Annotated in this window: 26 protein-coding genes; 13 read left to right on the forward strand and 13 right to left on the reverse strand. The window is 59.7% G+C overall.

All coding sequences use genetic code 11. The annotated features are described in order from the left end of the window. Nucleotides 1-208: 208 nt before the first annotated feature. From ACIQUH_RS23830 to ACIQUH_RS23840, 3 genes are all read left to right on the forward strand, one after another. Nucleotides 209-1,720 carry a serine hydrolase domain-containing protein gene (locus ACIQUH_RS23830; protein ID WP_400819746.1) on the forward strand — a complete coding sequence of 504 codons (1,512 nt, stop codon included), beginning with the start codon at nt 209-211 and terminating at the stop codon, nt 1,718-1,720. A gap of 72 nt (nt 1,721-1,792) precedes the next feature. After that, complete coding sequence (locus tag ACIQUH_RS23835; RefSeq protein WP_400819748.1) at nt 1,793-2,254, forward strand: hypothetical protein; 462 nt, start codon at nt 1,793-1,795, stop codon at nt 2,252-2,254. Nucleotides 2,255-2,387: 133 nt separating this feature from the next. After that, on the forward strand, nt 2,388-3,284 hold the full coding sequence (locus ACIQUH_RS23840; protein WP_400819750.1) for a LysR substrate-binding domain-containing protein: 897 nt from the start codon (nt 2,388-2,390) through the stop codon (nt 3,282-3,284). A gap of 65 nt (nt 3,285-3,349) precedes the next feature. Here the strand turns inward: ACIQUH_RS23840 and ACIQUH_RS23845 are convergent, their stop codons facing one another. The 9 genes from ACIQUH_RS23845 to ACIQUH_RS23885 all read right to left on the reverse strand — a co-directional run bounded on the left by ACIQUH_RS23845 (nt 3,350) and on the right by ACIQUH_RS23885 (nt 12,278). Next, nucleotides 3,350-4,216, reverse strand: coding sequence for a D-amino-acid transaminase (locus ACIQUH_RS23845; RefSeq protein ID WP_065114128.1), 867 nt, complete (start codon nt 4,214-4,216; stop codon nt 3,350-3,352). A 20-nt stretch (nt 4,217-4,236) separates the two neighbouring features. Beyond that, nucleotides 4,237-5,295, reverse strand: a complete 1,059-nt coding sequence (locus ACIQUH_RS23850; protein ID WP_400819753.1) for a P1 family peptidase — start codon at nt 5,293-5,295, stop codon at nt 4,237-4,239. Between the two features lie 144 nt (nt 5,296-5,439). Beyond that, a complete protein-coding gene (locus ACIQUH_RS23855; protein ID WP_400819756.1) occupies nt 5,440-6,399 on the reverse strand; it encodes a sugar kinase in 960 nt (319 codons plus the stop codon). 20 nt (nt 6,400-6,419) lie between these two features. Then, nucleotides 6,420-7,478, reverse strand: a complete 1,059-nt coding sequence (locus tag ACIQUH_RS23860) for an ABC transporter ATP-binding protein (protein ID WP_400819759.1) — start codon at nt 7,476-7,478, stop codon at nt 6,420-6,422. Between the two features lie 27 nt (nt 7,479-7,505). Further along, nucleotides 7,506-8,327 (reverse strand): carbohydrate ABC transporter permease, encoded by an 822-nt coding sequence (locus ACIQUH_RS23865; RefSeq protein WP_031233854.1) that lies wholly within the window; start codon nt 8,325-8,327, stop codon nt 7,506-7,508. A 14-nt stretch (nt 8,328-8,341) separates the two neighbouring features. After that, the gene (locus tag ACIQUH_RS23870) at nt 8,342-9,280 is read right to left on the reverse strand and encodes a carbohydrate ABC transporter permease (protein ID WP_400819762.1); all 939 of its coding nucleotides are present in this window, start codon (nt 9,278-9,280) and stop codon (nt 8,342-8,344) included. Further along, the gene (locus tag ACIQUH_RS23875) at nt 9,280-10,611 is read right to left on the reverse strand and encodes an ABC transporter substrate-binding protein (RefSeq protein WP_400819764.1); all 1,332 of its coding nucleotides are present in this window, start codon (nt 10,609-10,611) and stop codon (nt 9,280-9,282) included. The genes ACIQUH_RS23870 and ACIQUH_RS23875 overlap by 1 nt, the downstream gene beginning before the upstream one ends. A gap of 104 nt (nt 10,612-10,715) precedes the next feature. Further along, nucleotides 10,716-11,372: a GntR family transcriptional regulator gene (locus ACIQUH_RS23880; RefSeq protein WP_110756346.1), complete on the reverse strand. Its 657-nt coding sequence runs from the start codon at nt 11,370-11,372 to the stop codon at nt 10,716-10,718. A gap of 21 nt (nt 11,373-11,393) precedes the next feature. Next, nucleotides 11,394-12,278: a dihydrodipicolinate synthase family protein gene (locus tag ACIQUH_RS23885; protein WP_400819768.1), complete on the reverse strand. Its 885-nt coding sequence runs from the start codon at nt 12,276-12,278 to the stop codon at nt 11,394-11,396. A gap of 301 nt (nt 12,279-12,579) precedes the next feature. Between ACIQUH_RS23885 and ACIQUH_RS23890 the strand changes: the two genes are divergently transcribed. The 7 genes from ACIQUH_RS23890 to rutF all read left to right on the forward strand — a co-directional run bounded on the left by ACIQUH_RS23890 (nt 12,580) and on the right by rutF (nt 17,790). After that, nucleotides 12,580-13,191 carry a biliverdin-producing heme oxygenase gene (locus ACIQUH_RS23890; protein WP_400819771.1) on the forward strand — a complete coding sequence of 204 codons (612 nt, stop codon included), beginning with the start codon at nt 12,580-12,582 and terminating at the stop codon, nt 13,189-13,191. Nucleotides 13,192-13,585: 394 nt separating this feature from the next. Next, on the forward strand, nt 13,586-14,677 hold the full coding sequence (gene rutA / locus ACIQUH_RS23895; RefSeq protein WP_400819774.1) for a pyrimidine utilization protein A: 1,092 nt from the start codon (nt 13,586-13,588) through the stop codon (nt 14,675-14,677). After that, a complete protein-coding gene (rutB, locus tag ACIQUH_RS23900; protein ID WP_003492071.1) occupies nt 14,674-15,414 on the forward strand; it encodes a pyrimidine utilization protein B in 741 nt (246 codons plus the stop codon). The genes rutA and rutB overlap by 4 nt, the downstream gene beginning before the upstream one ends. Before the next feature lie 26 nt (nt 15,415-15,440). Then, nucleotides 15,441-15,827 (forward strand): pyrimidine utilization protein C, encoded by a 387-nt coding sequence (rutC, locus tag ACIQUH_RS23905; protein WP_003492069.1) that lies wholly within the window; start codon nt 15,441-15,443, stop codon nt 15,825-15,827. Between the two features lie 13 nt (nt 15,828-15,840). Continuing rightward, the gene (gene rutD / locus ACIQUH_RS23910) at nt 15,841-16,632 is read left to right on the forward strand and encodes a pyrimidine utilization protein D (RefSeq protein ID WP_400819778.1); all 792 of its coding nucleotides are present in this window, start codon (nt 15,841-15,843) and stop codon (nt 16,630-16,632) included. Nucleotides 16,633-16,648: 16 nt separating this feature from the next. Next, the gene (locus ACIQUH_RS23915) at nt 16,649-17,239 is read left to right on the forward strand and encodes a malonic semialdehyde reductase (RefSeq protein WP_400819780.1); all 591 of its coding nucleotides are present in this window, start codon (nt 16,649-16,651) and stop codon (nt 17,237-17,239) included. 26 nt (nt 17,240-17,265) lie between these two features. Beyond that, a complete protein-coding gene (gene rutF, locus ACIQUH_RS23920; RefSeq protein ID WP_400819782.1) occupies nt 17,266-17,790 on the forward strand; it encodes an NADH-dependent FMN reductase RutF in 525 nt (174 codons plus the stop codon). Between the two features lie 176 nt (nt 17,791-17,966). Here rutF and ACIQUH_RS23925 read toward each other — a convergent pair whose 3' ends face one another. The 3 genes from ACIQUH_RS23925 to ACIQUH_RS23935 form a co-directional block, all read right to left on the reverse strand. Further along, nucleotides 17,967-19,412, reverse strand: a complete 1,446-nt coding sequence (locus tag ACIQUH_RS23925; RefSeq protein WP_080835866.1) for an NAD(P)(+) transhydrogenase (Re/Si-specific) subunit beta — start codon at nt 19,410-19,412, stop codon at nt 17,967-17,969. Nucleotides 19,413-19,431: 19 nt separating this feature from the next. Then, nucleotides 19,432-21,006 carry a Re/Si-specific NAD(P)(+) transhydrogenase subunit alpha gene (locus ACIQUH_RS23930; protein ID WP_127757678.1) on the reverse strand — a complete coding sequence of 525 codons (1,575 nt, stop codon included), beginning with the start codon at nt 21,004-21,006 and terminating at the stop codon, nt 19,432-19,434. Between the two features lie 197 nt (nt 21,007-21,203). Further along, the gene (locus tag ACIQUH_RS23935; RefSeq protein WP_400819785.1) at nt 21,204-23,087 is read right to left on the reverse strand and encodes an MFS transporter; all 1,884 of its coding nucleotides are present in this window, start codon (nt 23,085-23,087) and stop codon (nt 21,204-21,206) included. A 152-nt stretch (nt 23,088-23,239) separates the two neighbouring features. On the opposite strand from ACIQUH_RS23935, the gene ACIQUH_RS23940 reads away from it, so the two are divergent. The 3 genes from ACIQUH_RS23940 (at nt 23,240) to ACIQUH_RS23950 (ending at nt 25,669) form a co-directional block, all read left to right on the forward strand. Continuing rightward, nucleotides 23,240-23,485 (forward strand): hypothetical protein, encoded by a 246-nt coding sequence (locus ACIQUH_RS23940; protein WP_400819787.1) that lies wholly within the window; start codon nt 23,240-23,242, stop codon nt 23,483-23,485. Between the two features lie 111 nt (nt 23,486-23,596). Beyond that, the gene (locus tag ACIQUH_RS23945; protein ID WP_003522626.1) at nt 23,597-24,631 is read left to right on the forward strand and encodes an aspartate-semialdehyde dehydrogenase; all 1,035 of its coding nucleotides are present in this window, start codon (nt 23,597-23,599) and stop codon (nt 24,629-24,631) included. 222 nt (nt 24,632-24,853) lie between these two features. Then, nucleotides 24,854-25,669: a lytic transglycosylase domain-containing protein gene (locus tag ACIQUH_RS23950; RefSeq protein ID WP_400819791.1), complete on the forward strand. Its 816-nt coding sequence runs from the start codon at nt 24,854-24,856 to the stop codon at nt 25,667-25,669. Nucleotides 25,670-25,950: 281 nt separating this feature from the next. Here the strand turns inward: ACIQUH_RS23950 and ACIQUH_RS23955 are convergent, their stop codons facing one another. After that, nucleotides 25,951-26,592 carry a carbonic anhydrase gene (locus tag ACIQUH_RS23955; protein ID WP_035224474.1) on the reverse strand — a complete coding sequence of 214 codons (642 nt, stop codon included), beginning with the start codon at nt 26,590-26,592 and terminating at the stop codon, nt 25,951-25,953. Nucleotides 26,593-26,687 lie beyond the last annotated feature (95 nt).

The raw sequence follows: 26,687 nt of genomic DNA on the forward strand, positions 1-26,687 counted from the left end.
CCCATGGACCGAGTGGGCGCTGCTCGCTTCTTCTCCCCGCCGGGGAGAAGTCCGCGGCAGCGGGATGAGGGGGCAAGCTCTCCGTAAATCTCTACCGTCGCCCCCTCATCCGACCCTTCGGGCCACCTTCTCCCCGGCGGGGAGAAGAAACGAGCCGCAACGCCGAGGCTTGTCCATCCGTAACTGAGCCGAAAGACGAGATCGAACAATGTCACAGCAATTCGACTGGAACGCCGCTTCAACCCTTTCGCAAAGCTTCGTCTCGCAATGGGCGGACAATGAGCCGGGCGGGGCGGTCATCGGTTTCGATCTCCATGGCATCCGTTTCGCCCATGCCGGCGGTGTCGAAAGCCTCTCGACCTTCACGCCGTTTACGCCACAGAGCGTGGTGCGTTATGCCTCCGTCACCAAACATGCCTTCTGCGCCATGGTGCTTGCGCATTCCGATATGATCGGCTTCGATGACCCACTCGGTAAACATCTGCCGGAGCTGCAGGCGCCACTTCGCGATGTCACCGTCGGGCAGGCGCTGGATATGAGCGGCGGCCTGCCGGATACACGTGAATGCCTCTCGCTGCTTGGCCTTTCCGTCTATACCGAAACGAAGGCTGGACCGCTTCTCGAATATCTATCGCGGCTCACCCGCCTGAATTTTTCGGCCGGTAGCGAGGTTTCCTATTCCAACACGGGTTACCGTCTGGTGGAAGCGGTGCTGGAGCGCCGGGGTTTCCGTTTCGATGATTTCGTGCAGGAACAGATTGCCGGCCCGTTCGGCGTGTTTCTGAAGGCGCCGGATGTCTGGAACGATCCAGTCGACGGGCTGGTGCCGGGTTACTGGAAGGCCGAAGACAACTGGCAGCTTTCGGCCGCCGGCCTGCATATTTCCGCTTCGGGGAGCCTTGCGGGCAGCGCCGAAGCACTTACCCGTTGGTTGCAGGGTCTGATGCGGGGCGAGGGAGGCTTCGCGGGTGTTCTTGACGCGCTTTCGGCTGAACGACCGCTCGCCGATGGGCGGATGAGCGAATATGGCCTCGGCCTGCGCTGGTCGCATCTCGGTGACAGGCGTTTCGTCGGTCACGGCGGTTCGCATCCGGGCTACAAGACTTACTTTCTGCTTGATCCGGAAAACGGCACTGGCTTCGTCGTGGTGTCGAACCGCGAGGATACCAATGGTTTCAAGATCGCGCTGGAAGGCATGGCGGCTTTGACCGGCCTGCCTTTGCCCAAACCCGCCGCCAGTCTGCCGGAAGGTCTCTATGTCACCGAAAGCGGGCCGTGGTGGCTGGAGATCAAGGGCAGCACATCCACCTTCATCGATGGTGACGACACGCTTTATGAAGATGCCGATGGCTGGGTGTCTTCCCGTTCCGCATCCTCTCCGATGCGTCTCAGGCTGGATGGTACCGCCATTGTCGGTGAGGCCGGCCACGCCGCCCGCGGCTTCCTGCCGGTCGGCCAGCATCTCGTGCCGGACGATCTTTCGGGCTTGTGGCGCTCGGATGAGGGAGCGGAATTTATCATTAGCGGTTCGTCGCTGACGATGGGCATCGGCCCCACGCGCCGGAGTATGCCCTTGAAGGCGCTCGGCAATGGCCGTTTCCTTTTCACACTCATTGATGGGCCATGGACGAAGCGCGTCTGCCTCAACCGGCTGGGTGACGACCGGATCGAGCTGGTGTCCAGCCGGGCGCGGATGATCGAATATTCGCGAAGCTTTTAGCCCGCTGTTAAATTGTGACCATGGCGGTCCTTCGACCTTTCTTGCCGTCCGTTTAGCACCTATAGTTCCCGTATGGTAAAAGGTGTTCTGAGGTTCTTTTTTGACTATGGCGCAGGTGGTTGCCTCTGGGCAGGCGACAGCGAAACATGCGCGAGATTGGATGTTGGACCCGTCGATGCGGCTTTCTTTGGCCTCAACGGTCAGATGCCTTCCAAGCCAAAGCTGGTTCTCTCCGAGACGGCGCAGCAACTGCGTGATCGTCTTGATTTTGAGCATTCCGGATATCTTAATCCCTTGTATCCACTCGATCCGAGCCTATGGACGCAGGGTGTTTGTGACCGCTTCAACACAGATGTAGATAAGCTCCTCGTACTTTTGCGTCAGGAGTTGGAAGCCGACTACAGCATCGTCGATGAGCAACACCGCTATGAGGAAGACCCAAGGCTTGACGAGTATCTAACTGAAAATCCCAGCCTTGCTCGTATCGATGAAGTGAAGGTGTCGACTGTGGGTTGGGTCCGAGGGGAGACCTAAAATATGCTAAGGTGTCATTTTTCTCCCAATCAGAACCCCGATATCAAGAGGGTTTCAATCGGCTTCCATTGCTCCTAATAAAGACCCGTGTTCCCGGCAGGCCGGGACAACATCTTTGTGGGAGAACAGGCCCTTGGAAGTCAAATGGCTCGAGGATTTCCTGGCGCTGGCCGGAACGCTCAATTTCTCGAAGGCGGCGGATGAGCGGCATGTGACGCAATCCGCCTTCAGCCGGCGCATCAAGCAGCTGGAAGCCTGGGTGGGGGCGACGCTGGTCGACCGCGCTTCCTATCCTTCGCGGCTCACTGAGGCGGGCGCGAAGTTCGTGCCGGTGGCGCAGGAGACGCTGAAACAGCTTTACCATGCGCGGCGCACCCTGCTGCAGGAAGAAGGGGCCGATGCCAGAACCGTTCGGCTGACGGCGCTGCATACCCTGTCCTTCACCTTCTTTCCCGACTGGCTGAAACGGGTGAACGAGACGGCCGGACCGCTGTTTTCAGTTCTGCGACCGGATTCCGGCAGCATGGAGGAAAACCTCAATTCGCTGGTGGACGGGCAGAGCGATTTTCTTTTGACCTATGCCCATCCCGAAGTGCCGATGCTGCTCGATGCGCAGACCTTCGAATTCCGCGTGCTGGGTGCGGAAAACATCATTCCGGTTTCCGCACCGGCGAAAGATGGTTCACCGCTGCATGCGCTGGTGGAAAATGCGCGAAAACCCTTTGCCTATCTGGATTATGAAAAGGCCTCGTTTTTCGGGCCGTTGCTGCGCGATCTCCTGAGCGCGCGGCTGCCGCAATTCGAGCGGGTGCATGAGGGCAGCATGTCGGTGGGGCTGAAAGCCATGGCGATGGCCGGCTGGGGTGTCGCCTGGGTGCCGGAAAGCCTGATGCGGCACGAGCTGGATAGCGGCGCTCTGGTGCGCGCCGCTGATTCAAGTTTCGATATTGCCGTCGATATCAGGCTTTATCGTTCCAAGGAGAACCGCCGGCCCGTGGTTGAGCGCATCTGGGCGGTTCTCGAAGGTTAAAGCATTTCCGGGAAAAGTGGCCCCCGGTTTTCCATCCGGAAATGCGGCAAACAAAACGCTTTCGATCAGATGGCCGTGCGGCGGGCGTTTTCGAGGTAGAGCGCGCGCAGGCGGCTCACCATCGGGCCGGGCTTGCCGTTACCCACCGGCTTGCCATCGATCTTCGTGACCGAAACCACGAAGTTGGAGGCGCTGGTCAGGCAGGCCTCGTCGGCATTCAGCGCCTCTTCCAGCGTGAAGGGGCGTTCTTCCAGCGTGAAGCCGGCTTCCTTGGCCAGCTGCAGGGCGGCAAGACGAGTACAGCCGGGCAGGGTCTTGTTGCTGTTGCCGCGGGTGATGATCTTCTTGTCGGCGGTGACGATGTAGGCGGTCGAGGACGCGCCTTCGGTAACGAAACCATCCTCGATCATCCAGGCTTCGTCGCAGCCTTCGGCCTTGGCAATGCGTTTTGCCATGACCTGCGGCAAAAGGCAGACGGTCTTGATATCGCGGCGCTCCCAGCGCTGGTCGGGAACGGATTTGACGGCGATGCCGGCTTCTTCGACCGGGGTGCCGATCAGCTTCTTGGCCTGGGTGAACATGACAAGCGTCGGCTTCAGATCGGCGGAGAACAGGAAATTGCGGTCTTCGGCGCCACGCGTCAGCTGCAGGTAGATCATGCCTTCGACGAGGTTGTTGTCGGCAATCAGGCGGCGTTCTGCCTCGACGATCTCTTTCGTGGTGACCGGCAGCGGCACGTCGATTTCGCGGGCGCTGCGCTCCAGCCGGGCCATGTGCAGGTCGCTGTCGATCAGCTTGCCTTCCAGAACGGAGGTAACTTCATAAATGCCGTCGCCAAACAGGAAACCGCGGTCGAAGATGGAGAGGCGGGCGTCCGCTTCGGGCAGGAATTCGCCGTTGACGTAAACGATGCGACCGGATGGGCTAGTCATGAAAACTCCGTCTGGAAAAGTCAGGCTGAAAGAAGGGTTTTAAGGGCGTCGATGGAAATGGCTTCGACCGTGGAGGCCTTGCCGGTGCCGGCATTAAAGCCGGTTGTCGTATTGGCCGCGCAGAGCGAGTTCAGGATCGCCTCCTCCGTCGCCTCAATCGCTGCCTCGAAGAGCGGAGAAATCGCATCGTTGGAAAGTTCTGGATAGTCTGCGACGGCCTTGCGGCGCGCAGGCGTGCGGCGCAGCCGCTCATCGGTGGAAAAGGCCAGAGCGTAATCGCCGGAGCCATTGCTGAGTGCTGCACCCGTGCGCGCCAGCCCGCCGAAGCTTCTGGCCGCCAGACGCTTCAGATTGCGGGAGGAGAGTGGCGCGTCGGTGGCGACAATGATGACGATCGAGCCGTCCTTATCCTTATGGGCAGGGCTGACATAGGGTTTGCCGCAGACCAGCAGATGGCCGCCGTAATTGGACTGCACGAGAATGCCGAGCGTATAGGTCGTTCCGGCGATGGTGACGACGCGGGATGCGGTACCGATGCCGCCTTTCATGCCGAAGGCCACCGTGCCGGTTCCGGCACCCACGCCGCCCTCGGCTACCGGGCCGGTGGCCGTGTTTTGCAGTGCGGCCGATATTTCCTCGACCGTAGGGCGGCCGGCACGGATGTGGTTCAGGCGGGAATCGTTGGTTTCGCCAACGACGGCATTGATCGAGACGACTTTCTCATTGCCCGGCTGTGCCAGCGTATGGCGGTTGATCGCCTCGATGGCCCGACCGGTTGCCAGCGTGTTGGTGAGGATGATTGGTGTTTCGAGTTCGCCCAGTTCCTCGATCTGGGTGGAGCCGGCAAATTTGCCGAAGCCGTTATAGACGGCGAAGGCGGCGGGCACCTTGTCCTGAAAGAGATTGCCGCCATGCGGCAGGATCGCGGTTGCGCCAGTGCGGATCGTGTCGCCTTCGATGACGGTCGAATGGCCGATGGTCACGCCTTCGACATCGGTGATGGCGTTGAGCGGGCCGGTTTCGAAATGGCCGGGCCGGAAACCGATATCGCGCAGTCTCGGGCGGGTCGTCTGATGCATCGGGCGATCACTTTTGCGGAATGCAGGCTCAAGGTGGAACAGGCGCGGCTTCATGAAAAGCTTTGCTCTGACTTGACGTTAGACTACTTCGCCGGGAAACGGCATCGCAAAAATGGAATAGTTTTATGCGGGCAATGGATGCGCTCAGGAGGCGCGCAGCGGAGCTTCGCCTTCACGCTCCAGCCATTGCCGCATCGCGTCTTCCGTCTCTTCGCGCGTCGGTGCGCCGATGCGGCCGCCGAAGACGGTGCATTTCAGCGCGGCGGCAACGGAGGAGAGGCGGATGGCGGCGCGGCTTTGCATGCCTTCAGCCATCGCCAGCGCAAAGGTGCCGTGGAAGATATCGCCCGCCGCCAACGTGTCCACCGCCTTGACCTGCATGGTCGTCTGGAAATGCACCGTGGGATCACCGGCCTCCGTCCACCAGCAGCCTTGCGGACCGGCGGTGACGGCGATGAAGGTCTGCGGGTAGCGGGAATGCAGTACCGGCAGCATGTCCTTCACCGTTTCAAGCCCGGTCAGCCGGGCAGCGGCGGGTTCGGAAAAGACGATATGGGTTGCGGCGGGCGCAAGCTTCTCCAGCGTTTCCACCGGCGCAACATCACCATCCAGAATGGCGGGTTTGCCAAGCGCGCGCGCCACGGTGAGCACATCAAGCGCCAGCTCCGGCCAGCGCACATCCACCAGAACGGCATCGAACGGGGCGATATCTGCCGGCGTGCAGGAGCGTTTTTTCTCATGCAGACGATGATCGTAAAAAGGCACGATCAGCCGGTCTCCCCGGTCATCGATGATGATCGTCGACAGGGCCGAGTGCGCGCCGGCGGCGATGGTCATGCCGGTAACATCGATGCCGCTTTCGGCGAGATCGCGCAGGATGCGGGTGCCGGTTTCGTCGTCGCCCACCGCACCCCAGAGGCTGGCGCGGCCGCCCATGCGATGCACGGCATAGGCAGCGCTCGAGGCCATGCCTTCGGCGATCTGCAGCATCTCATAGGGCAGGACCTTGCCTTCGCCCTTCGGCATGTCATGCACACGAAACAGGGTGTCCAGAACGGCGGCACCCACGCAGAGCACATGCTTGCCGCCCGCTTCCTTTACCATTCTCTTCGCTCCTGCCGTGTTCAGATGCGCTTGCCGCTGTCCTTGTCGAACAGATGCACGGTTGCCGGATCGATGGCAATGTGGATCGTATCGCCGAAGCGGACATTGAGGCGCTCGCGGAACAGGCAGGCGATCTCGTCGCCCTTGCAATTGAGCTTGGCGTAGATTTCCGAGCCGGTGCCTTCGACCAGTTCGACCCGGCCTTCAATGCCGGTCTCGGCGGCGCGGATATGTTCCGGCCGCACGCCATAGACGAGGTCGCGGCCGCCGAGCTTGCCGATATCGGCATTGGCGGGCAGCGGCAGGCTGAGACCCTTTGCGGTGCGGAAGACGCCTTCCTCCACCCGGCCGCGAATGAAATTCATGGCCGGCGAACCGATGAAACCGGCAACGAAGAGGTTGGCGGGATTGTCGTAAAGCTCGAGCGGCGCGCCGATCTGCTCGATCACGCCATCATGCAGCACCACGATCTTGTCGGCCATGGTCATGGCTTCCACCTGGTCGTGGGTGACATAAATGGTGGTGGTGCCGATGCGCTGGTGCATGGCCTTGATCTCGCCGCGCATCTGCACGCGCAGCTTGGCGTCGAGGTTGGAAAGCGGCTCGTCGAACAGGAAAACCTGCGGATCGCGCACCAGTGCGCGGCCCATGGCGACACGCTGGCGCTGGCCGCCGGAAAGCTGGCGCGGATAACGGTCCAGCAGATTTTCCAGTCCCAGAATGGCGGCGGCCCTGTCGACCTTGGCCCTGGTTTCCTCGGCGCTGACCTTCTTCAGCTTCAGCGCGAAGCCCATATTGTCCTTGACCGTCATATGCGGATAAAGCGCGTAGTTCTGAAAGACCATGGCGATATCGCGGTCGCGGGCGGGCAGGTGGCTCACCTCGCGCGCGCCGATGTGGATTTCGCCATCGCTCAGCTCTTCCAGTCCGGCGATCATACGCAGCAGGGTGGACTTGCCGCAACCGGAGGGGCCGACGAGGACGACGAATTCTCCGTCCTTGATATCGATATCGATACCGTGGATGACGTTGACCGAGCCGAAGCGCTTCTGGACATTTTGAATATTGACCGGTGCCATGTTTTTGGTTCCCGTTATAATTTGAATTCAGCCGCCCTTGACGGCGCCGGCGGTGAGACCCGCCACGATCTGTTTCTGTGCGAACATGGTGAGCAGCAGCACCGGCAGCGTGACGATGAGCGCGGCTGCGGCCAGCGGTCCCCAGCTGACCTGTTCGAAGGACAGCATGTTGTAGACCGCGACCGGCAGGGTGCGCGTTTCACGGCTGGCCAGCACGATGCCGAAGACGAAGTTGTTCCACGAGAAGATGACCGCGAGGATGAAGGAGACGACGATGCCGGGCTTGGCAATCGGCAGCGCCACCAGCCGGAACACCTGCCAGGAGGATGCGCCGTCGATGCTTGCTGCCTCTTCCAGTTCCTTCGGTGTGGTCTCGAAATAACCGATCATGATCCAGACGACGATCGGAACCGTCACCACAAGATGGATGATGATCTGCGGCCAGAGCGTGCCCAAGAGGTTCAGCCATTGGAACAGCAGGAACAGCGGGATGAGGAATGAGAGGCCCGGCGTCATGCGGGCGATCATGATGACGACGGCGGATTTTTCCGCCTTCAGCCGGGCGATGCCGTAACCGGCGGGTACGCCGATGACGAGCGCCAGAATGGTGGCCGCACCGGTGACGAGGACCGAGTTCCAGAAATAGAGGAAGAAATTGTTCTCCTCGAACACCTTCACATAGTTCGACCAGGCGAAACGTTCGGGAATGAGGATCGGCGGATAGGCGCCGTTGTCGATCTCATATTTCAGCGATAGCGAGATCATCCAGATGAAGAACAGGATGACCGGTGAGATCATCACCAGCGCCACGAAGAAAAGGCCGATGCGGTCGAGTGTCTTGCGTTTCAGGATTTTTCCAGACATCAGCGATCCTCCATCTCGTTCCACTGCGAGCGCTGGCGCACCATCAAAAGCACGAAGGACAGCGCCACGATGATGATGAAAAAGACGACGGCCATGGCCGAGCCGTAACCGATGTCGTAATAGGAAAATGCCGTATTATAGAGATAGATGTTGATGGTTTCGGATGCCGTGCCGGGGCCCCCTTGAGTCATCGCATAGATGATGTCGAAGCTTTTGACGGCATCGATGGAGCGGATGATGACGGCGATCATCAGAAACGGCGCAATCATCGGCATGGTCAGGTAACGGAACTTCTGCCAGGCATTGGCACCGTCGATTTCAGCACTTTCATAGGGTTCGCGCGGCACTGCGGCCAGCCCGCCGAGCACGATCAGCATGACCAGAGGTGTCCATTGCCAGGTTTCCACCAGCACCAGCGAGGGAATGACGGTCGACTGGTTGTAGATCCATTCCAGCGGCCCGATGCCGATGAGCGACAGCAGATAGTTCAGGACGCCGAGCTGCGGGTGGAACATCATGGTCCAGACGAGCGCGATGGCGACCGGGGTCGCCATCATCGGCATGACGAAGACGCCGCGCAGAAAACCGCGCAGCGGAAACTGCGCATCGAAAACCAGCGCCGCCAGCGTTCCGAGGAACAGCGGGGCGACCACCGACAGCACGGTATAAATGAGCGTGTGCCAGAGCGATTCCCAGAACCTGATATCGCCGGCGAGCCGGATATAGTTCTCGAAACCGATAAAGCTCTGCTCCTGTCCGAGCGTCCAGCGGTGCACGCTCATCCACAGGGTAAAGACCCATGGAAAAACGATGACAGCCAGAATGACGATAAGTGCCGGTATGACGAAGGGCCAGTAGTTGGGAGCAAGCCTTGCCGGCCTGCTCCCTTCTTTACGACTGACGCCTGTCTTGGTGTTTTCGATGCTCACGGAGGCCATTATCCCTCGCTACGTGCCAGAACGGGTGCGAACTGTTCCGTCGCCTTTTTCAGTTCAGCCGCCGGGTCCGCGCCGCCGATCATGTTGGTGAGGCCGACGCCGTAGATGTCGCGGAACTCCGTCACCGGAATGATGACGGGAAGCGCAAGCTGGGAGACCTTGCCGGAACCGACAACGGCGTCCAGCCAGGCGGCCGGCATCTTCACGCCTTCGCGGACCTTCTGGTCTTCGAGGATGGACTGGCGGAATGGAACGCCGGCGCCGGCCTGCAACAGGCGCGCGCCCATTTCATGCGAGATCGCCCATTGGCAGAAGAGGTAAGCGGCTTCCTTCTTGCTGCTGGCTTCGACGACGCCGAGGCCATCGCCAAACGTGCCGGCGGCCTGAACTGCCGGGCCTTTCGGCATGACGCCGTAACCGACCTTGCCGACGACGCGGGATTTTTCCGGGTTCTCGATCGGCGGTGCAAAACCGACGCCATCGAACCACATGCCGATCTTGCCCTGCAGGAAGGCCGATTGCGCTTCCGCCCAGTTGAAGCCGGAGACGCCGGGAGGGGCTGCCTTGGTCATCAGGCGCTGGTAAAGCGCTGCCGCTTCCACCGCTTCCTTGGACTCGGTATCGATCTTTCCGTCCGCACCGATCGGCTTTGCGCCGTAACCCAACATCAGCGAGGTCCAGACTGGAGTATTGGCGTTCTTCAGGCCACGGGCGACGAAACCATAGGTGTTGGTTGCGGGATCGGTGATCTTCTCCGCCGCCATTACCAGTTCCTCGAAGGTTTCAGGGTATTTCAGGCCCTTGGCCTCGAAGAGTTCCTTGTTCCAGTAGACGATCCAGTAATCCACCGAGAAGGGTAGCGAGCGCAGCACGCCGTCGCTATCCTTGGCAAACAACATGCCGGCTTCGGCGAAATCCTTTTCGACGAGCGACGGATCGGTAAGCGACGGGTCCTTCAGGAAGCCGCTGATATCTGCCAGCCACTTGCCCTTTTCGAACTGGCGCTTCTGGACGTGATAGCTCAGATGCACGACGTCGAAGCTCGGCTTGCCGGAGGAAAGCTCGATGACGACCTTCTGGCGCTGCTGCTGTTCTGGGGTTGCCTCGGCATTGACCTTGATGCCGGTCAGTTCTTCGAATTCGCCGAGATATTTGATCAGCGTTTCGCTGCGCGGGCTTTTGACGAGATTGACCTCAAGCGTGGTGCCGGCGTGTTTTTTCCAGTTCACCGCCGCCGATGCCGGGCGAATGCCGAGCATCGCGCCGCCGCCAATCGCGGCCGTGCCTGCCAGAAAGGCGCGACGCGTGGGGTTGAGCAATGAATGCGTCATGTCAGTTCTCCTCCAGATTAGCCGGAAATTCTCCTCACCCCGGCTTGTTGCTTATTTTCATGCAATCCCGGCGCAGGACCGTTTTCGACCCTGCCGGAATTGCCTTACACCGCCAGCGCCCTGTCCCTTGCGTTGCGGATATGGGCGGTCAGCCGTTCCACGGCGTCTTCCACGGATCGTTTCTCGATGGCTTCGAGAATGGCGAGATGTTCCTTCATCACCGACTTCACATGGCCGGCGATGCGAAAGCGCTCCTGGTTGATCAGGCGCATCTTGATGGAATTGACGCGGTAGGCATTCGAGATGATCGAATTGCCGAGACTATCGATGAAGGCATCGTGCATGCCCCAGTCCACCTGCTGGGCATGCTGATCGAGCTCCGGCGATTCTCCGCTATTTTCAGCCGCTTCGGCAATATCGCGATGCTGTTTCAAAAGCTTGGCGATGGCCTCATCGGAAGCCGAGCGGGTGAACAGCGCCACGGCCTCCTTTTCAAGGAAGATGCGGAACTGGAATGCTTCACGGATAAGGTTGATGTCGATATGGGCGACCTGCAAACCCCGCTGCGGCACGGTCTTGATCAGCCCTTCCGCCTCCAGCCGCGGAATTGCCTCCCGGATCGCCCCCAGCGGCAGACCTGTCAATTCCACGAGGCGGCGTTGCGAGATGAATTGCCCCGGGCGAACATCACGCGAGAGGAGGTGATGCGTAAAGCTTTCATACGCCCGTTCCCGCAATGTCTGTTCGCCGGTATCGTCCATGCTCAACCTTTCAAGGGCCGTTCAAGCGGCCTGTTTGCGAAACAGCGCGTCGAAAGCGCCTTCGATCTGCCGCCGATCCTCAGGTGAAATGGCGACGAGCGGTGCGCGCACATCCGCCCAGATATTTTCGCCTGTTGTGTGTGATACCAGCACCTTGACGGCAGGCGTAACCGGGAATTTCAGAAGTTCCACAACAAGATCGACGATGCGCTTATCGTCCTTGCCGTCAACGGCCATGGCGCGGACTTCCTGCGTCAGGAAATTGGCGACACCGGAGATGGCGCCCTGGCCGCCGAGGCGGACGCCCCGGGCGAGATCGCGCTCATCGCCGATGAGGATGGCAAGGTCACCATGTTCCTTCAGCAGACGTTCGGTATGGCTCCAGTTGCCGGAGGAATCCTTGACGCCGGTAACGACGCCCGGAAATGCAGCCTTCAGCCGTCCCACTAGCTCGACGGACAGCGTTACCATGGTCACGGAGGGGATGTTGTAGACGAGGATGTCGCGTGCATCCTTGCCGATCTTTGAAAAGACCGCCGAGAACCAGGCAAACAGGCCGTCATCGCTGACATTCTTGAAATAGGACGGCGGAGCGAGAAGAATATTGCGGGCGCCGGCTTTCAGGGCTTCGGCCGACTGGTCTGCCGCATCCTCGATGGAATCCACGAGAACGCCGGTGACAATGCGCGACGGCGCAATACCTGCCGCGATGAAGCGGGAAAGGATGTCCTGCCGTTCGCGGCTGCCGACGGAGCAGCCTTCACCTGTCGTGCCGAAGAGTGTCACGCTGTCACAGCCATTGGACAGGCAGCGGCGGGCATGGGCGATCATGGCATCGATATCGACCGTTCCGTCCGTTTTGAAAGGGGTCGTCAAGGCTGCCGAAAGGCCAAATTTCTGGGTCAATTAAGATGCTCCTCCAAGGTGACGGCAGATTGATGGCATACTGACATGTTAGTTGTAAAGAGGTAATTGCAATATGATTGTTCGGAGGGTGAAGGCAAGGAAATTTGCTTTGGTGGCGGTCTGGGCGCGGGGCCCGTGAGCTGCGCGGCGCGCGATTGTGGCGTATAGAGGCGCGCCGGTTCAGGGAGACCGCAAATACCAATCCTTTTCCGGGAGGAGGTTGCATGCCAAAATAAAATTTGACTGTTGGAGTAAAGATTTTTATCAGGCAGTCTGAATATAGGGATAAGGGACCATCATCATGACCATTGTGGAGCCGGCAGCGCCTGTAACAGAGATCGAGCAGAGCCGCGTCAAGCGCCTGAAAGCAGCGACGCGTGGCGCGCATGGCGATCTCGATAGCTTCATCATGGCGTCGAAGCCGTTCGAGAGCCGCGAGAACTTCGGCAAATTTGTCGAAACGCAATATCTTTTCCATCGCGATCTCGATGTCTTTTTCTCCAATGCCACGCTTGATGGCCTGCTGCCCGACCTCAAGGGCCGCCGTCGTCTTTCCATGATCGAGCAGGATCTTTCCGATCTCGGTCTTGCCATTCCCGAAACGGCCGAGCCGCGCTTCAGCGCCGAAACGCCCTTCGATCTGCCGGAGGCAATGGGCTGGCTTTATGTGGTCGAAGGCTCCAATCTCGGCGCGGCGTTTCTGCTGAAAGACGCGGCGAAGCTCGGACTTGGCGAGGAATTTGGCGCCCGCCATCTGGCCGGCGCGCCGGAAGGACGCGGCCTGCACTGGCGCACCTTCACCGCAGCACTCGATGAAATTTCGCTGACGGTCGAAGAGGAAGAGCGCGTCGTCGCCGGCGCCGAAGAGGCATTCCGGGCGGTTCATGCCTATGCGCAGCAGCGGCTGGGTTGAGGTTTTGGCATAGCTTGATCGCGGGAAGCCCCGTTGTTCTTAGCATGCCGTCGACAGCGCTCCATACGCGACGTCATCCTCGGGCTTGACCTGAGGATCATTGGTTTCAGTGGGTTATGGATCCTCGGGTCAAGCCCGAGGATGACGGCAAAAAAGTCGGGGCTCTTCCGTCCCAAAATTCAAGGCCATCGAAGGATCGACTTTTCCTTTTATTTCTGCCGAATAAACAGGCAAATATTTTGACCAAATGATAAATTTTTTATCTTTCGGTCGAGGCTCCCTCACGCCTCAAAATTTTATCCATTTGATAAAATTATTTTATTTGGTCTGGCACAGAACCTGCTACTCTTTTGTCAAGTCAGGAGACACCTGACGCAAAAAAGGGAACAGCAAAATGGAAGTTGGTGTTTTTATCCCGATCGGGAACAATGGGTGGCTTCTTTCCGAAAACGCGCCGCAATACAAGCCGAGCTTCGATCTGAACAAGGCGATCACGCTGAAGGCTGAGCAATATGGTTTCGACTTCGCGCTGTCGATGATCAAGCTGCGCGGCTTTGGCGGCAAGACTGAATTCTGGGATTATAATCTGGAATCCTTCACGCTGATGGCGGGCCTCGCCGCCGTCACCTCCAAGATCAAGCTGTTCGGCACGGCCGCAACGCTGGTCATGCCGCCGGCTATCGTCGCCCGCATGGCGACAACGATCGATTCCATTTCCGGAGGCCGCTTCGGCATCAACCTGATCACCGGCTGGCAGCGGCCGGAATATAGCCAGATGGGACTGTGGCCCGGCGATGATTATTTCGGCGATCGTTATGAATATCTGGGTGAATATACGACTGTTCTGAAAGAGCTGCTGACGGAAGGCCAGTCGGACCACAAGGGCAAGTTCTTCCAGATGGACGATTGCCGCATGAAGCCGGTGCCGCAGGGTGATGTGAAGCTCATCTGCGCCGGTTCGTCCAATTCCGGCATGGCGTTCTCGGCCAAGTTTGCCGATTACAGCTTCTGCTTCGGTGTCGGCGTCAATACGCCGAAGGCTTTTGCCCCCACCAATGAGCGGCTGCTGGCGGCGACGGAAAAGACCGGTCGCGAGGTCAAGTCCGTCGTGCTGACGATGGTGCTTGCCGAGGAAAAATCCGAAGACGCCTGGGCGAAGTGGGAGCATTACAAGGCGGGTGCGGATGAGGACGCGATAAAGTGGCTCGGCCTGCAAAGCGCCGTCGACACCAAATCCGGCTCCGACACCAATGTTCGGCACATGTCCAATCCCGTTTCTGCGGTCAACATCAATATGGGAACGCTGATCGGCTCCTATGAGGAGGTGGCGGCGATGCTGGACGAGATGAGCGAAGTGCCGGGAACCGGCGGCGTGATGCTGACCTTCGACGATTTCCTCGAAGGCGTCGAAAAATTCGGCAAATATGTGCAGCCGCTGATGAAGAGCCGGGCGCATGTTCAGGCGGCACTGGAGGCAGCGGAATGAGCGAAGCCGTCGTGGCGGGTTACAAGGGGCCGGAAAGCCGTTCGGAAAGTGTCACACTTCCCGCAAGGCCGGAGCCGATTACCCTCAAACCCAGCGAGACCGCCGTTGTCGTGGTCGACATGCAGAATGCCTATTCGACCGAGGGCGGTTATGTCGATCTTGCCGGTTTCGACATATCGGGAGCCAAGGGCACCATCGCCAACATCAAGAAGACGCTGGATGCGGCGCGGGCGGCGGGCGTCCAGGTCATTTACTTCCAGAATGGCTGGGACAAGGATTATGTCGAGGCGGGCGGGCCGGGCTCGCCCAACTGGCACAAGTCCAATGCCCTGAAGACCATGCGCAAAAGACCGGAACTGCAGGGCCAGCTCCTGGCCAAGGGCACATGGGATTATGCCATCGTTGACGAGCTGCAACCGCAACCCGGCGATATTCTGGTGCCGAAGACGCGTTACAGCGGTTTCTTCAACACCAATATGGACAGCGTGCTGCGTGCCCGCGGCATCCGCAATCTGGTCTTCGTCGGCATCGCCACCAATGTCTGCGTGGAAAGCTCGCTGCGCGACGCCTTCCATCTCGAATATTTCGGGGTGATGCTGGAGGATGCCACCCATCATCTCGGTCCGGACTATATCCAGCAGGCGACGGTCTACAATGTCGAGAAGTTTTTCGGCTGGGTCGCCACCGTCAATGATTTCTGCGGCGTCATTTCGCAGGCCGCACCCGTCAGCGCTTGATATCCAACCACAAAGAGGAAAACGAAATGCCGAAAAAGATCGTCGTGCCTGCCGGTACCAGCAAACCCATCGCTCCCTTTTCGCCGGGAACCCTTGCCGATGGCGTGGTTTACGTTTCCGGCACGCTGCCCTTCGACAAGGACAATAATGTCGTGCATGTGGGCGATGCCAGCGCCCAGACGCGCCATGTTCTGGAAACCATCAAATCCGTCATCGAAACCGCCGGCGGCACGATGGAGGACGTGACGATGAACCATATCTTCATCACCGATTGGGCCAATTACCAGGCCGTCAACACGGTCTATGCCGAATATTTCCCCGGCGACAAGCCGGCGCGCTATTGCATCCAGTGCGGTCTCGTGAAGCCCGACGCGCTGGTGGAAATCGCCACCGTCGCCCATATCGGCAAATAAGGCGAAGCGGCAGATGATGCATTTCGAGGTTCATGGCCGGACGGATACCGGGGCGCCCACCATCCTGCTGTCTTCGGGGCTGGGTGGATCGGGCACTTACTGGACGCCGCAGATCGATGCCCTTTTCGATCATTTCCGCATTGTCACCTACGATCATCGCGGAACCGGCAGGACTGGCGGCGAGGTGCCGCTGGATGGCGGCATATCGGCGATGGCGGATGATGTGCTGGAAATCGTCTCGGCACTGAACCTCGAAAAATTCCACTTCATGGGCCATGCGCTTGGCGGCCTGATCGGCCTCGATATTGCGCTGCGGCGGCCGGGCCTTATCGACCGGCTCGTGCTTATCAATGCCTGGAGCAAGGCCGATCCGCATTCCGGGCGCTGCTTCGATGTGCGGATCGAGCTTCTGGAGAAATCCGGTGTCGAGGCCTTTGTCAAAGCCCAGCCGCTGTTTCTCTATCCGGCCGCCTGGATGTCGGAGCATCAGGAGCGGCTGGCGCGGGACGATGCCCATGGCGTTGCGCATTTTCAGGGCAAGACGAATGTGCTTCGGCGTATCGCGGCGCTGAGGGCCTTCGATGTGGACGCCCGGCTTGCCGAGATCGGCAACGCGGTGCTGGTGGTGGCGACGAAGGACGATCTGCTGGTGCCCTATACCCGCTCGCTGCGGCTGGCGGATGGTCTGCGGCAGGGCGAACTCTGTCTTCTCGATTTCGGGGCGCATGCGGTCAACATCACTGAGCCCCAGCTTTTCAACAGACGGCTTTTGCAGTTTCTGCTGCCGGCCCAGCAAACATTCTGACAGGATTTCTAAGACAATGACGACAGCACTCGACGACAAGGCACTTGCAGCACTTTTCACCGCGGCACGCACCCATAATGGCTGGGCTGACAAGCCGGTTGGCGACGAGACGCTGAGAGCGCTTTACGATCTGACGAAGATGGGGCCGACCTCGGCCAATTGCTCGCCGGCGCGTTTCGTGTTCGTGCGCAGCCAGGAAGCGAAAGAAAAACTGAGGCCGGCGCTTTCTTCGGGCAATCTTGAAAAGACCATGGCGGCACCCGTCACCGTGATTGCCGCCATCGATCGCGAATTTTACGAGAAACTGCCGATGCTGTTTCCGCATGCCGATGCCCGTTCGTGGTTCACGTCCAGCCCGGCCGTGGCCGAAGAAACGGCCTTCCGCAATGCCACGCTGCAGGCGGGTTATCTCATCCTTGCAGCCCGCTCATTGGGACTGGATACCGGGGCAATGTCCGGTTTCGACAAGGGCAAGGTGGATGCGGCGTTTTTCGCCGGCACGACATGGAAGTCCAATTTCCTGATCAATCTCGGCTATGGCGATCCGTCGAAGCTTTTCGGGCGGCTGCCGCGCCTTGGCTTTGAAGACGCCTGCGTGCTGGCTTGATGGCCTGTTAAGGAAGGATGGGTTAGATGCAGATGATGTCTCTTGAAAAGGAAGCGGAAATGGAGACGAAGACTGCACAAGAGCGCAGCCTCGATTATAGAAACGCCATGGCGCGGCTCGGTGCGGCGGTCAACATCGTCACCACGGATGGCGCGGCAGGCCGTGCCGGTTTTGCCGCGACGGCGGTTTGCAGCGTTTCCGACAATCCGCCAACGCTTCTTATCTGCCTCAACCGCAATTCTTCGGCTTACAGGGTGGTGAAGGCCAATGGCGTCGTCTGCGTCAACACGCTCGCCGCGCATCACGAAGTGCTGAGCACGCTTTTCGGCGGCAAGACGCCGGCGGAGGAACGTTTCGCCGCCGGCAGCTGGGGCGTGCTCGAAACCGGTGCCCCGGTTCTGGAAGACGCGCTCGTCTCTTTCGACTGCCGCATCCGCGAGGCGCATGACGGCGGCACGCATGACATCCTCATCTGCGATGTCGTCGATATGCGGATCAATAAGGGTGATGAGGCGCTGATGTATTTCAACCGGCGTTACCGGGTGCTTTGAGGGCGCTCCTTCGAGCCGACGGCTGGGCTTCTCCTCCGTCATCCTCGGGCTTGACCCGAGGATCCACAACATGACGCGCGATGGATCCTCGGGTCAGGCCCGAGGATGACGTCGAGGTGGTATAGCGTTCTCAAAAATCAATGGGCGTTCCCGGTCTCCCGGAAACGCCCTTTTCATTACTTGATCAGCGGCAGAAGATCATTGATCGATTTCTTCGCATCACCATAAAACATGCGCGTATTGTCCTTGTAGAACAGCGGGTTCTCGATACCGGAATAACCCGTGCCCTGGCCGCGCTTGGAGACGATGACCAGTTTCGATTTCCACACTTCCAGAACCGGCATGCCGGCAATCGGCGAGTTCGGATCGTCCTGTGCCGCCGGATTGACGATGTCGTTGGAGCCGATGACGATGACGACGTCGGTATTGGGGAAGTCGTCGTTGATCTCGTCCATTTCCAGCACGATGTCGTAGGGCACCTTCGCTTCGGCCAAGAGCACGTTCATGTGGCCGGGAAGACGGCCTGCGACCGGGTGGATGGCGAAGCGCACGGTCTTGCCGTCGGCGCGCAGCTTGCGGGTCAGTTCGGAGACCGCGGCCTGCGCCTGTGCCACCGCCATGCCGTAGCCGGGCACGATGATGACGCTGTCGGCGTCATTCAGCGCCGCGGCCACGCCTTCGGCGTCGATCGCCACCTGCTCGCCCTCGATTTCCATCGCCGGACCCGTCGTGCCGCCGAAGCCGCCGAGGATGACCGAGATGAAGGAGCGGTTCATCGCCTTGCACATGATGTAGGACAGGATCGCACCCGAGGAGCCGACCAGCGCGCCCGTGACGATCAGGAGATCGTTGCCGAGCGTGAAGCCGATGGCCGCTGCCGCCCAGCCGGAATAGCTGTTCAGCATCGAAACGACGACAGGCATGTCGGCGCCGCCGATGCCCATGATCAGGTGATAACCGATGAAGAAGGCGGCGAGCGTCATCAGCACCAGCGTCCATGCGCCGGCGCCGTTGCAATACATGATGAGCAGCACGAGCGACAGGATCGCAGCGCCGGCATTGAGCAGATGTCCGCCCGGCAGCTTCTTCGCCTTGCCGTCCACCTTGCCGGCAAGCTTGCCGAAGGCGACGACCGAACCGGTGAAGGTGACGGCGCCGATGAAGACGCCGAGGAAGACCTCGACCTTCATGATCGCCAGTTCAACCGGCGTCTTGTGGGCGAGAATGGCGGAAAAGCCTGTCAGCAACGACCGCGCGGTCTCATCGAGCGAGGCGACATGCGCTTCCTCGATATGGGCGTTGAAGCCGATGAAGACGGCGGCAAGACCGACGAAGGAGTGAAGGGCTGCCACAAGCTGCGGCATTTCGGTCATCTGTACGCGGCTTGCGACGAAGTAGCCGAGAACGGAGCCGCCTGCCAGCATCAGCAGCACGACGAGCCACTGTCCGACGCCCTTGCTGATCTCAGGGCCGAAGACGGTGGCGACGATGGCGAGACCCATGCCTGTGATGCCGTACCAGACGGCGCGTTTGGCGCTTTCCTGTCCGGAAAGGCCGCCAAGAGAAAGGATGAAAAGAACGGCTGCGGCAACATAGGCCGCGGAAACGATACCAATGGTCATTGAATGTCCCCTACACGGCTCAGGACTTCTGGAACATGGCGAGCATGCGCCGTGTCACGAGGAAACCGCCGACGATGTTGATCGTCGCGATCAGGACGGAAAGCGAGGCGAGGATCACCACCAGCCAGTTGCCGGAACCGATCTGCAGCAATGCGCCGATAATGACGATGCCGGAAATCGCGTTCGTCACCGCCATCAGCGGCGTGTGCAGCGAGTGGCTGACATTCCAGATGACCTGGAAACCGACGAAGCAGGCAAGCACGAAGACGATGAAGTGGCTCATGAAGCTTGCCGGCGCGAAAGCGCCCACCAGAAGCAGGATCGCCGTACCGATGGCCAGCAGGCCGACCTGGCTTTTCGTCTGCGCCTTGAAGTCCGCATGTTCCTTGGCATGCTTTTCCTCGGGCGTCAGTTCTTTTGCTCTTTCCTTCGGCTTCTGCGCGGCAATGGCCTGGATTTTCGGCGGCGGCGGGGGATAAGTGATTTCACCCTGATAGGTGACCGTCGCGCCACGGATGACGTCGTCTTCCATGTTGTGAACCGGCTTGCCGTCCTTTGCGGGCGTCAGATCGGTCATCATGTGGCGGATATTGGTGGAATAGAGCGTCGAGGCCTGTGTGGCCATGCGGCTCGGGAAATCCGTATAGCCGATGACGATGACGCCATTGTCGGAAACGACACGGCTGTCGGGAACCGTCAGATCGCAATTGCCGCCGCGTTCGGCTGCAAGGTCGATGATGACAGAACCCGGCTTCATCATCGCTACCATGTCGGCGAGCCAGAGTTTCGGGGCGTCGCGGCCCGGAATGAGCGCGGTGGTGATGACGATATCGATCTGCGGCGCGAGTTCGCGGAATTTTTCGAGCTGCTTCTCGCGGAATTCCGGCGAGGAGGGGGCGGCATAACCGCCGGTGGCGGCGCCGTCCTGCTGCTGATCGGCGAAATCGAGATAGACGAACTCAGCGCCCATGGATTCGATCTGTTCGGCCACTTCGGGGCGAACGTCGAAGGCATAGGTGATGGCGCCGAGCGAGGTGGCCGTGCCGATGGCGGCAAGACCGGCGACGCCTGCGCCGATGACCAGCACCTTGGCGGGAGGTACCTTGCCGGCGGCGGTGACCTGACCGGTGAAGAAGCGGCCGAAATTATTGCCGGCCTCGATTACTGCGCGATAACCGGCGATATTGGCCATGGAGGACAGCGCGTCCATCTTCTGGGCGCGGGAAATGCGCGGCACCATGTCCATGGCAATGACATTTGCGCCCTTTTCCTTGGCCTGCTCCAGAAGGTCCTTGTTCTGGGCGGGATAGAAGAACGAGATCAGCGTCTTGTCCGAAGACAGGCGATCAATCTCCGACGTTTCCGGCGGACGAACCTTGGCGATGATGTCGGAACCGGCGTAAAGCGCATCGGCGCTGTCGACGATCGTCACACCGGCTGCGCGATAGGCGTCGTCGGAAAAACCCGCCGCCTTGCCTGCACCGGTTTCAAGAATGCAATCATATCCGAGTTTCTGCAAAGCTTGCGCGCTGTCGGGCGTCATGCCGACGCGCGCCTCGCCCTCATATAATTCCTTAGGCGTCCCGATTCTCAAAATGGCTCTCCCTCTGCCTGATAATATAGGGGGGTCATAACCTATTCAGGGGGGCTTTGTCTCCATATTGATTTTGTCTTGCCTGCGACGGAATGACAGCCCGCTGCGACAGTCTTGTTCGATATGTGGGCGCATCGCGCAATAAAAGAACCCGGCGCTTCAGCGCCGGGTTCCGAAAATGTCAAACGGGGTGTGGCTCAATCCATGGCGTGGATATCGCGATCCTTGGTTTCCGGCAGGAACAGCAGGCCGACGACCAGCGTGATGCCCGCGAAGATGATCGGGTACCAGAGACCGTAATAGATGTCGCCCTTCGCCGCGCTCATCGCAAAGGCGGTGGCCGGCAGAAGACCGCCGAACCAGCCGTTGCCGATGTGGTATGGCAGCGACATGCCGGAGTAGCGGATGCGGGTCGGGAACAGTTCGACCAGCAAGGCCGCGATCGGGCCGTAGACCATCGTCACGTAGATGACGAGGACGGTCAGAACCGCGATGATGACGACCCAGTTCACGGCAGCCGGATCGGCCACCATGGAGAAGGCGCCGCCGCCTGCCACGGTGTAGACGGCCATTTCCGCGGCACCAGCGGTTTCTGCCGGCGTCAGCAGCTTGTCCGCCACCAGCTTGTCGGTCGCGACCATTTTCTTGTCGGCAGCGCGAACGGCCTCCGCATTGAGGTTAAGCTCCGGGTTTGCGGCAATGAAGGCATCCAGTTTCGCGTCCGGCACCTGTGCCGCGCCGCGCACCAGCGGGTAGCCGCCATCGTGAAGCGCCATGTTGACCTGCTTCTGGAAGGCCTTGTCCTTGGCTGCCGCATCGGCGCCGGCGGCGGCCGCGTCATAGCTGGCGATGGTGGCGTCGCCGATCTTGATGCTGGCTGGCTGGCCGGCTGCTCCTGCAACCACGTCATAGGGAACGGAGTTGCGCGTCAGGAACGAGGTGGCGATATCGCAGGATGTGGTGAATTTCGCCGTGCCCGTCGGGTTGAACTGGAACTTGCAGTCGCCGGGGGCTGCGGTCACGGTGGCGCGAACGCTGGACTGGGCTTGTGCCAGCGCCGGGTTGCCGGCCCATGTCAGTGCCTTGAACAGCGGGAAGTAGGTCAGCATGGCAAGGATGAGACCCGCCATGATGATCGGCTTGCGGCCGATCTTGTCGGAAAGCCAGCCGAAGATGACGAAGAAGCTGGTGCCGAGGATGAGTGCTGCCGCCACCATGATGTTGGCGGACTGTCCGTCGACCTTCAGAATGCTCTGCAGGAAGAACAGCGCGTAAAACTGGCCCGTATACCAGACAACGGCCTGGCCGATGACGGCGCCGACAAGCGCGATGAGCGCGATTTTGGCGTTTTTCCACTGGCCGAAGGCTTCGCTGAGCGGGGCCTTCGAGGTCTTGCCCTCTTCCTTCATCTTCTTGAAGGCGGGGGATTCGTTCATTTTCAGACGGATCCACACCGATACGCCGAGCAGCAGAACGGAAACGAGGAAGGGAATGCGCCAGCCCCAGGCGGCGAAGGCTTCCTTGCCGAGGGCGAACTGCACGCCGAGGATGACCACCAGCGACAGGAACAGGCCGAGCGTCGCCGTCGTCTGGATCCACGAGGTGTAATAGCCCCTTCGGCCGTTCGGCGCGTGTTCGGCGACGTAAGTTGCCGCACCGCCATATTCACCGCCGAGCGCCAGACCCTGCAGCATGCGCAGCACGATCAGGATGATCGGGGCGGCAATGCCGATCTGCGATGCGCCCGGAAGGACGCCGACGAGGAATGTCGACACGCCCATGATGAGGATCGTGATCAGAAAGGTATATTTACGGCCGACAATGTCGCCGAGGCGGCCGAACACCAGCGCGCCGAAGGGACGCACGAGAAAGCCGGCGGCGAAGGCCAGCAGCGCGAAGATGTTGCGCGTCGTTTCCGGATATTGGCTGAAGAAGTTCGCGCCGATATAGATCGCGAGCGAGCCGTACAGATAAAAATCGTACCATTCGAAGACTGTTCCGAGAGAAGAGGCGAAAATCACCTTCTTCTCTTCACCCGTCATTGGACGGGCGGCGCCGCTCGCGGCTGCAATATCTGCCATTGTCTGTCCTCCACAGATGTCCCAATTGGCGCATTGCGGAGCCCATCTCTCTCCTCCGGACTCACCTTGCGGCTGCAATGCGCGGAGTGTGAGAGTGACAGAAAATTAACCCCAATAAGAGCGATGCTTTCGGATTATGACTTTAGTCTAATGTGAAGCGTCCCGAAAATGTCGCGCAGCTGATTTTGACTTTTGTTCAGGTGGCCTCGTCAAGCGCCTTTTTTCTTGACACAATCAAGAAACCTTCTAATAGCTTTCCGCGAAGAAGGAGCATCACCTTGCGCATGCATGTTGCAGACATGTTCGTCATGGAAGGACCGGCACAATTGGCCGGCGATGATCCGCGCCTTTCTTATTCTATCCGAATTACGGCCAAAACGACGATTAAAACCGTCTGACGTCTCTGGCCACCGCTCTCTCCCCGGTTTGGCCGGGGATCGAGGAAGCCGCGATCTGATGCGGGTTCCCCACCTCACCAAAAAGAGGAGAGACAGAAAGAGAGCTTGATCATGGGTTTCAAAGTTGCAATTGCAGGCGCCACCGGCAACGTCGGTCGCGAAATGCTCAATATCCTGGCCGAACGCGGTTTTCCTGCCGATGAAGTCGTGCCGCTTGCTTCCGCCCGCTCCCAGGGCACGGAAGTCTCCTATGGCGACCGCACGCTGAAGGTTTCGAACCTCGAAAACTACGATTTCTCCGACACGGATATTTGCCTGATGTCGGCCGGCGGCGATGTTTCCAAGAAGTGGTCGCCGAAGATCGGCCAGCAGGGCTGCGTCGTCATCGACAATTCGTCCGCATGGCGCTACGACCAGGACGTTCCGCTGATCGTTCCGGAAGTCAATGCCGATGCGGTCGCGGGCTTCACCAAGAAGAACATCATCGCCAACCCGAATTGCTCCACGGCACAGCTCGTCGTCGCGCTGAAGCCGCTGCATGACTTCGCCAAGATCAAGCGCGTTGTCGTCTCCACCTACCAGTCGGTTTCCGGCGCCGGCAAGGAAGGCATGGACGAACTGTTCCAGCAGACCCGCGCCGTCTTCGTGGCCGATCCGGTGGAAGCGAAGAAGTTCACCAAGCGCATCGCCTTCAACGTCATTCCGCATATCGACGTCTTCATGGAAGACGGCTACACCAAGGAAGAGTGGAAGGTTCTGGCCGAAACCAAGAAGATGCTCGATCCGAAGATCAAGGTAACCTGCACGGCCGTGCGCGTTCCGGTTTTCATCGGCCATTCGGAATCGGTCAATATCGAGTTCGAAAACGAGATCACCGCCGATCAGGCCCGTGACATCCTGCGCGAAGCGCCGGGTTGCCTCGTCATCGACAAGCGCGAAAACGGCGGCTACATCACTCCGGTCGAATCCGCCGGTGAGGACGCGACCTACATCTCGCGCATCCGCGAAGATGCGACGGTCGAAAACGGCCTCAACCTGTGGGTTGTTTCCGACAATCTGCGCAAGGGTGCGGCTCTCAACGCCGTCCAGATCGCCGAACTACTGATCAATCGTGGTTTCATCAAGCCCCGCAAGGCGGCTGCCTGATCCACGATACGATTTTTTAAGGTTCGTTAAGTATAACCCGTCTGTTCTGTGTGGGGCAGGCGGGTTTCATAATTGGCGGTCATCACGGCCAGTTTATTTGCAGGCCTTGCTGCCGAAAGGCAATTTAGGCCGCCAAAAGACAGTTTTGGCACCTGAATCATACAGTATTGACGGTTTGGTTCTCGGGAAAAATTCCCCAAAGGATATCGAAGGCAGATTTTGATGCGGGCAATGAAGGTAATTCTGGCTGGTGTGGCCATGGTTTCGGTTCTGGCAGCGACGCCGGTTATGGCTGCGCAATGCGGCAACACTTCGGCGGGCTTCGATGCCTGGGTCAGCGCCTTCAAGCAGGAGGCGGCGGGCCGCGGCGTCAGCGCCTCGGTGCTCGACCGTGCTTTCTCCGGCGTCTCCTACAACCAGGCGACGATCCGCGCCGATCGCGGCCAGCACAGCTTCAAGCTGTCCTTCGAACAGTTCATGCAGAAGCGCGGCGGTCAGACGATCATTTCCCGCGGCAAGACCATGAAGAAGAACAATGCCGCGCTGTTTGCCTCCATCGAGCGCGCCTATGGCGTGCCGGCCGGTCCGCTGCTCGCCATCTGGGGCATGGAAACCGGTTTTGGCGGTTTCATGGGCAACCAGCACACGCTTTCCGCCGTGGCGACGCTCTCCTTCGACTGCCGCCGTTCGGATTACTTTACCGAGCAGCTTTATGCGGCCCTGAAGCTCGTCGGCAGCGGTTCGCTGAACGTCAATGCCAAGGGTGCGGCCCATGGTGAAATCGGTCAGACGCAGTTCCTGCCACTGAACGTCGTGCGTTACGGCGTTGATTTCGACCGCGACGGCCGTATCGATCTCGTCGGTTCGCGCGCCGATGCGCTGGCCTCCACGGCCAATTTCCTCGTCGGTCACGGCTGGCAGCGCGGTGCCGGTTATCAGCAGGGACAGGCGAATTACGCGGCCATCCAGGGCTGGAACGCCGCAAGCGTCTACCAGCAGGCCATCGCCTTTATCGGCAAGGCGATCGACGGCCAATAAGGCCGTTTTCTAAGAGCCAAAGTTTCACTTCCGCCATGCCGGACTTGATCCGGCATCCAGCCACGGCGTTTCCGACAGAGGTTCTCCGCATGATCGACGTCATCCTCGGGCTTGACCCGAGGATCCATTGCGCGTCAGGATCGTGGATCCTCGGGTCAAGCCCGAGGATGACGAAGGAGAGGTTGGTAGCCGAAGGAGGGTTGGTGGCCGAAGGAGAGGTTGGTAACCGTTGGTACTTGGCTGATACGACCTCGTCGCTCCTTTAACCTAAAACCTGTTTCTCACAGGTCCGGGCGGCGAAAATCGCCCGTTTTGCCATCCATCACCCACAATTCGCCGGTCGAGATATCGAACCATGCGCCGTGCAGCTTCACCTTGCCGGCGGTTTCCTGTGCCTTCACGAAGGGGAAGCCGCGCAGGTTGGCGATGGAGTTGCGGATGGAAACGCGTTCCAGCGCCGTTTGACGCTCGGAGGCGGTCATGACGTCATTGCTCTGGATCTGCTCGGCCGCCGACTTGACCATGTTCATCCATTTACCGATGAAATCGCCCGGCGACAGCGGCTCGAGATTGGGATCGAGTGCTGCCTGAATGCCACCGCAGCGGCCGTGGCCCATGACGACGATATCCTTCACCTTCAGAACCTGTACGGCATATTCGATAGCCGCCGAAGTAGCGTGATATTGCCCGTCGGGCTCGAAGGGCGGCACCATGTTGGCGACGTTGCGGACGACGAAAAGCTCTCCCGGTCCGCAGTCGAAAATGGTTTCCGGCGCGGAGCGGGAGTCACAACAGGCAATGAACAGGGTCTGCGGCTTCTGTCCGGTATCGGCCAGAACGCGGTATCTTTCGCGTTCGTCGACATAGCGGCCGCTCATGAAGTTCTTGTAGCCGTTGAGAAGTGTTTCCGGAAAATCTTTCATCTATCGCAGTACCGTTATGCTTGGACCAAGATCACGGGGCGAACCTGGCGCGTTGAAGACCAATCCTTTAGAGCATTTTCGCTTTTCTTCGAACC

It is taken from the genome of Agrobacterium sp. NPDC090283, assembly GCF_044769685.1.
Classification (GTDB): domain Bacteria; phylum Pseudomonadota; class Alphaproteobacteria; order Rhizobiales; family Rhizobiaceae; genus Agrobacterium.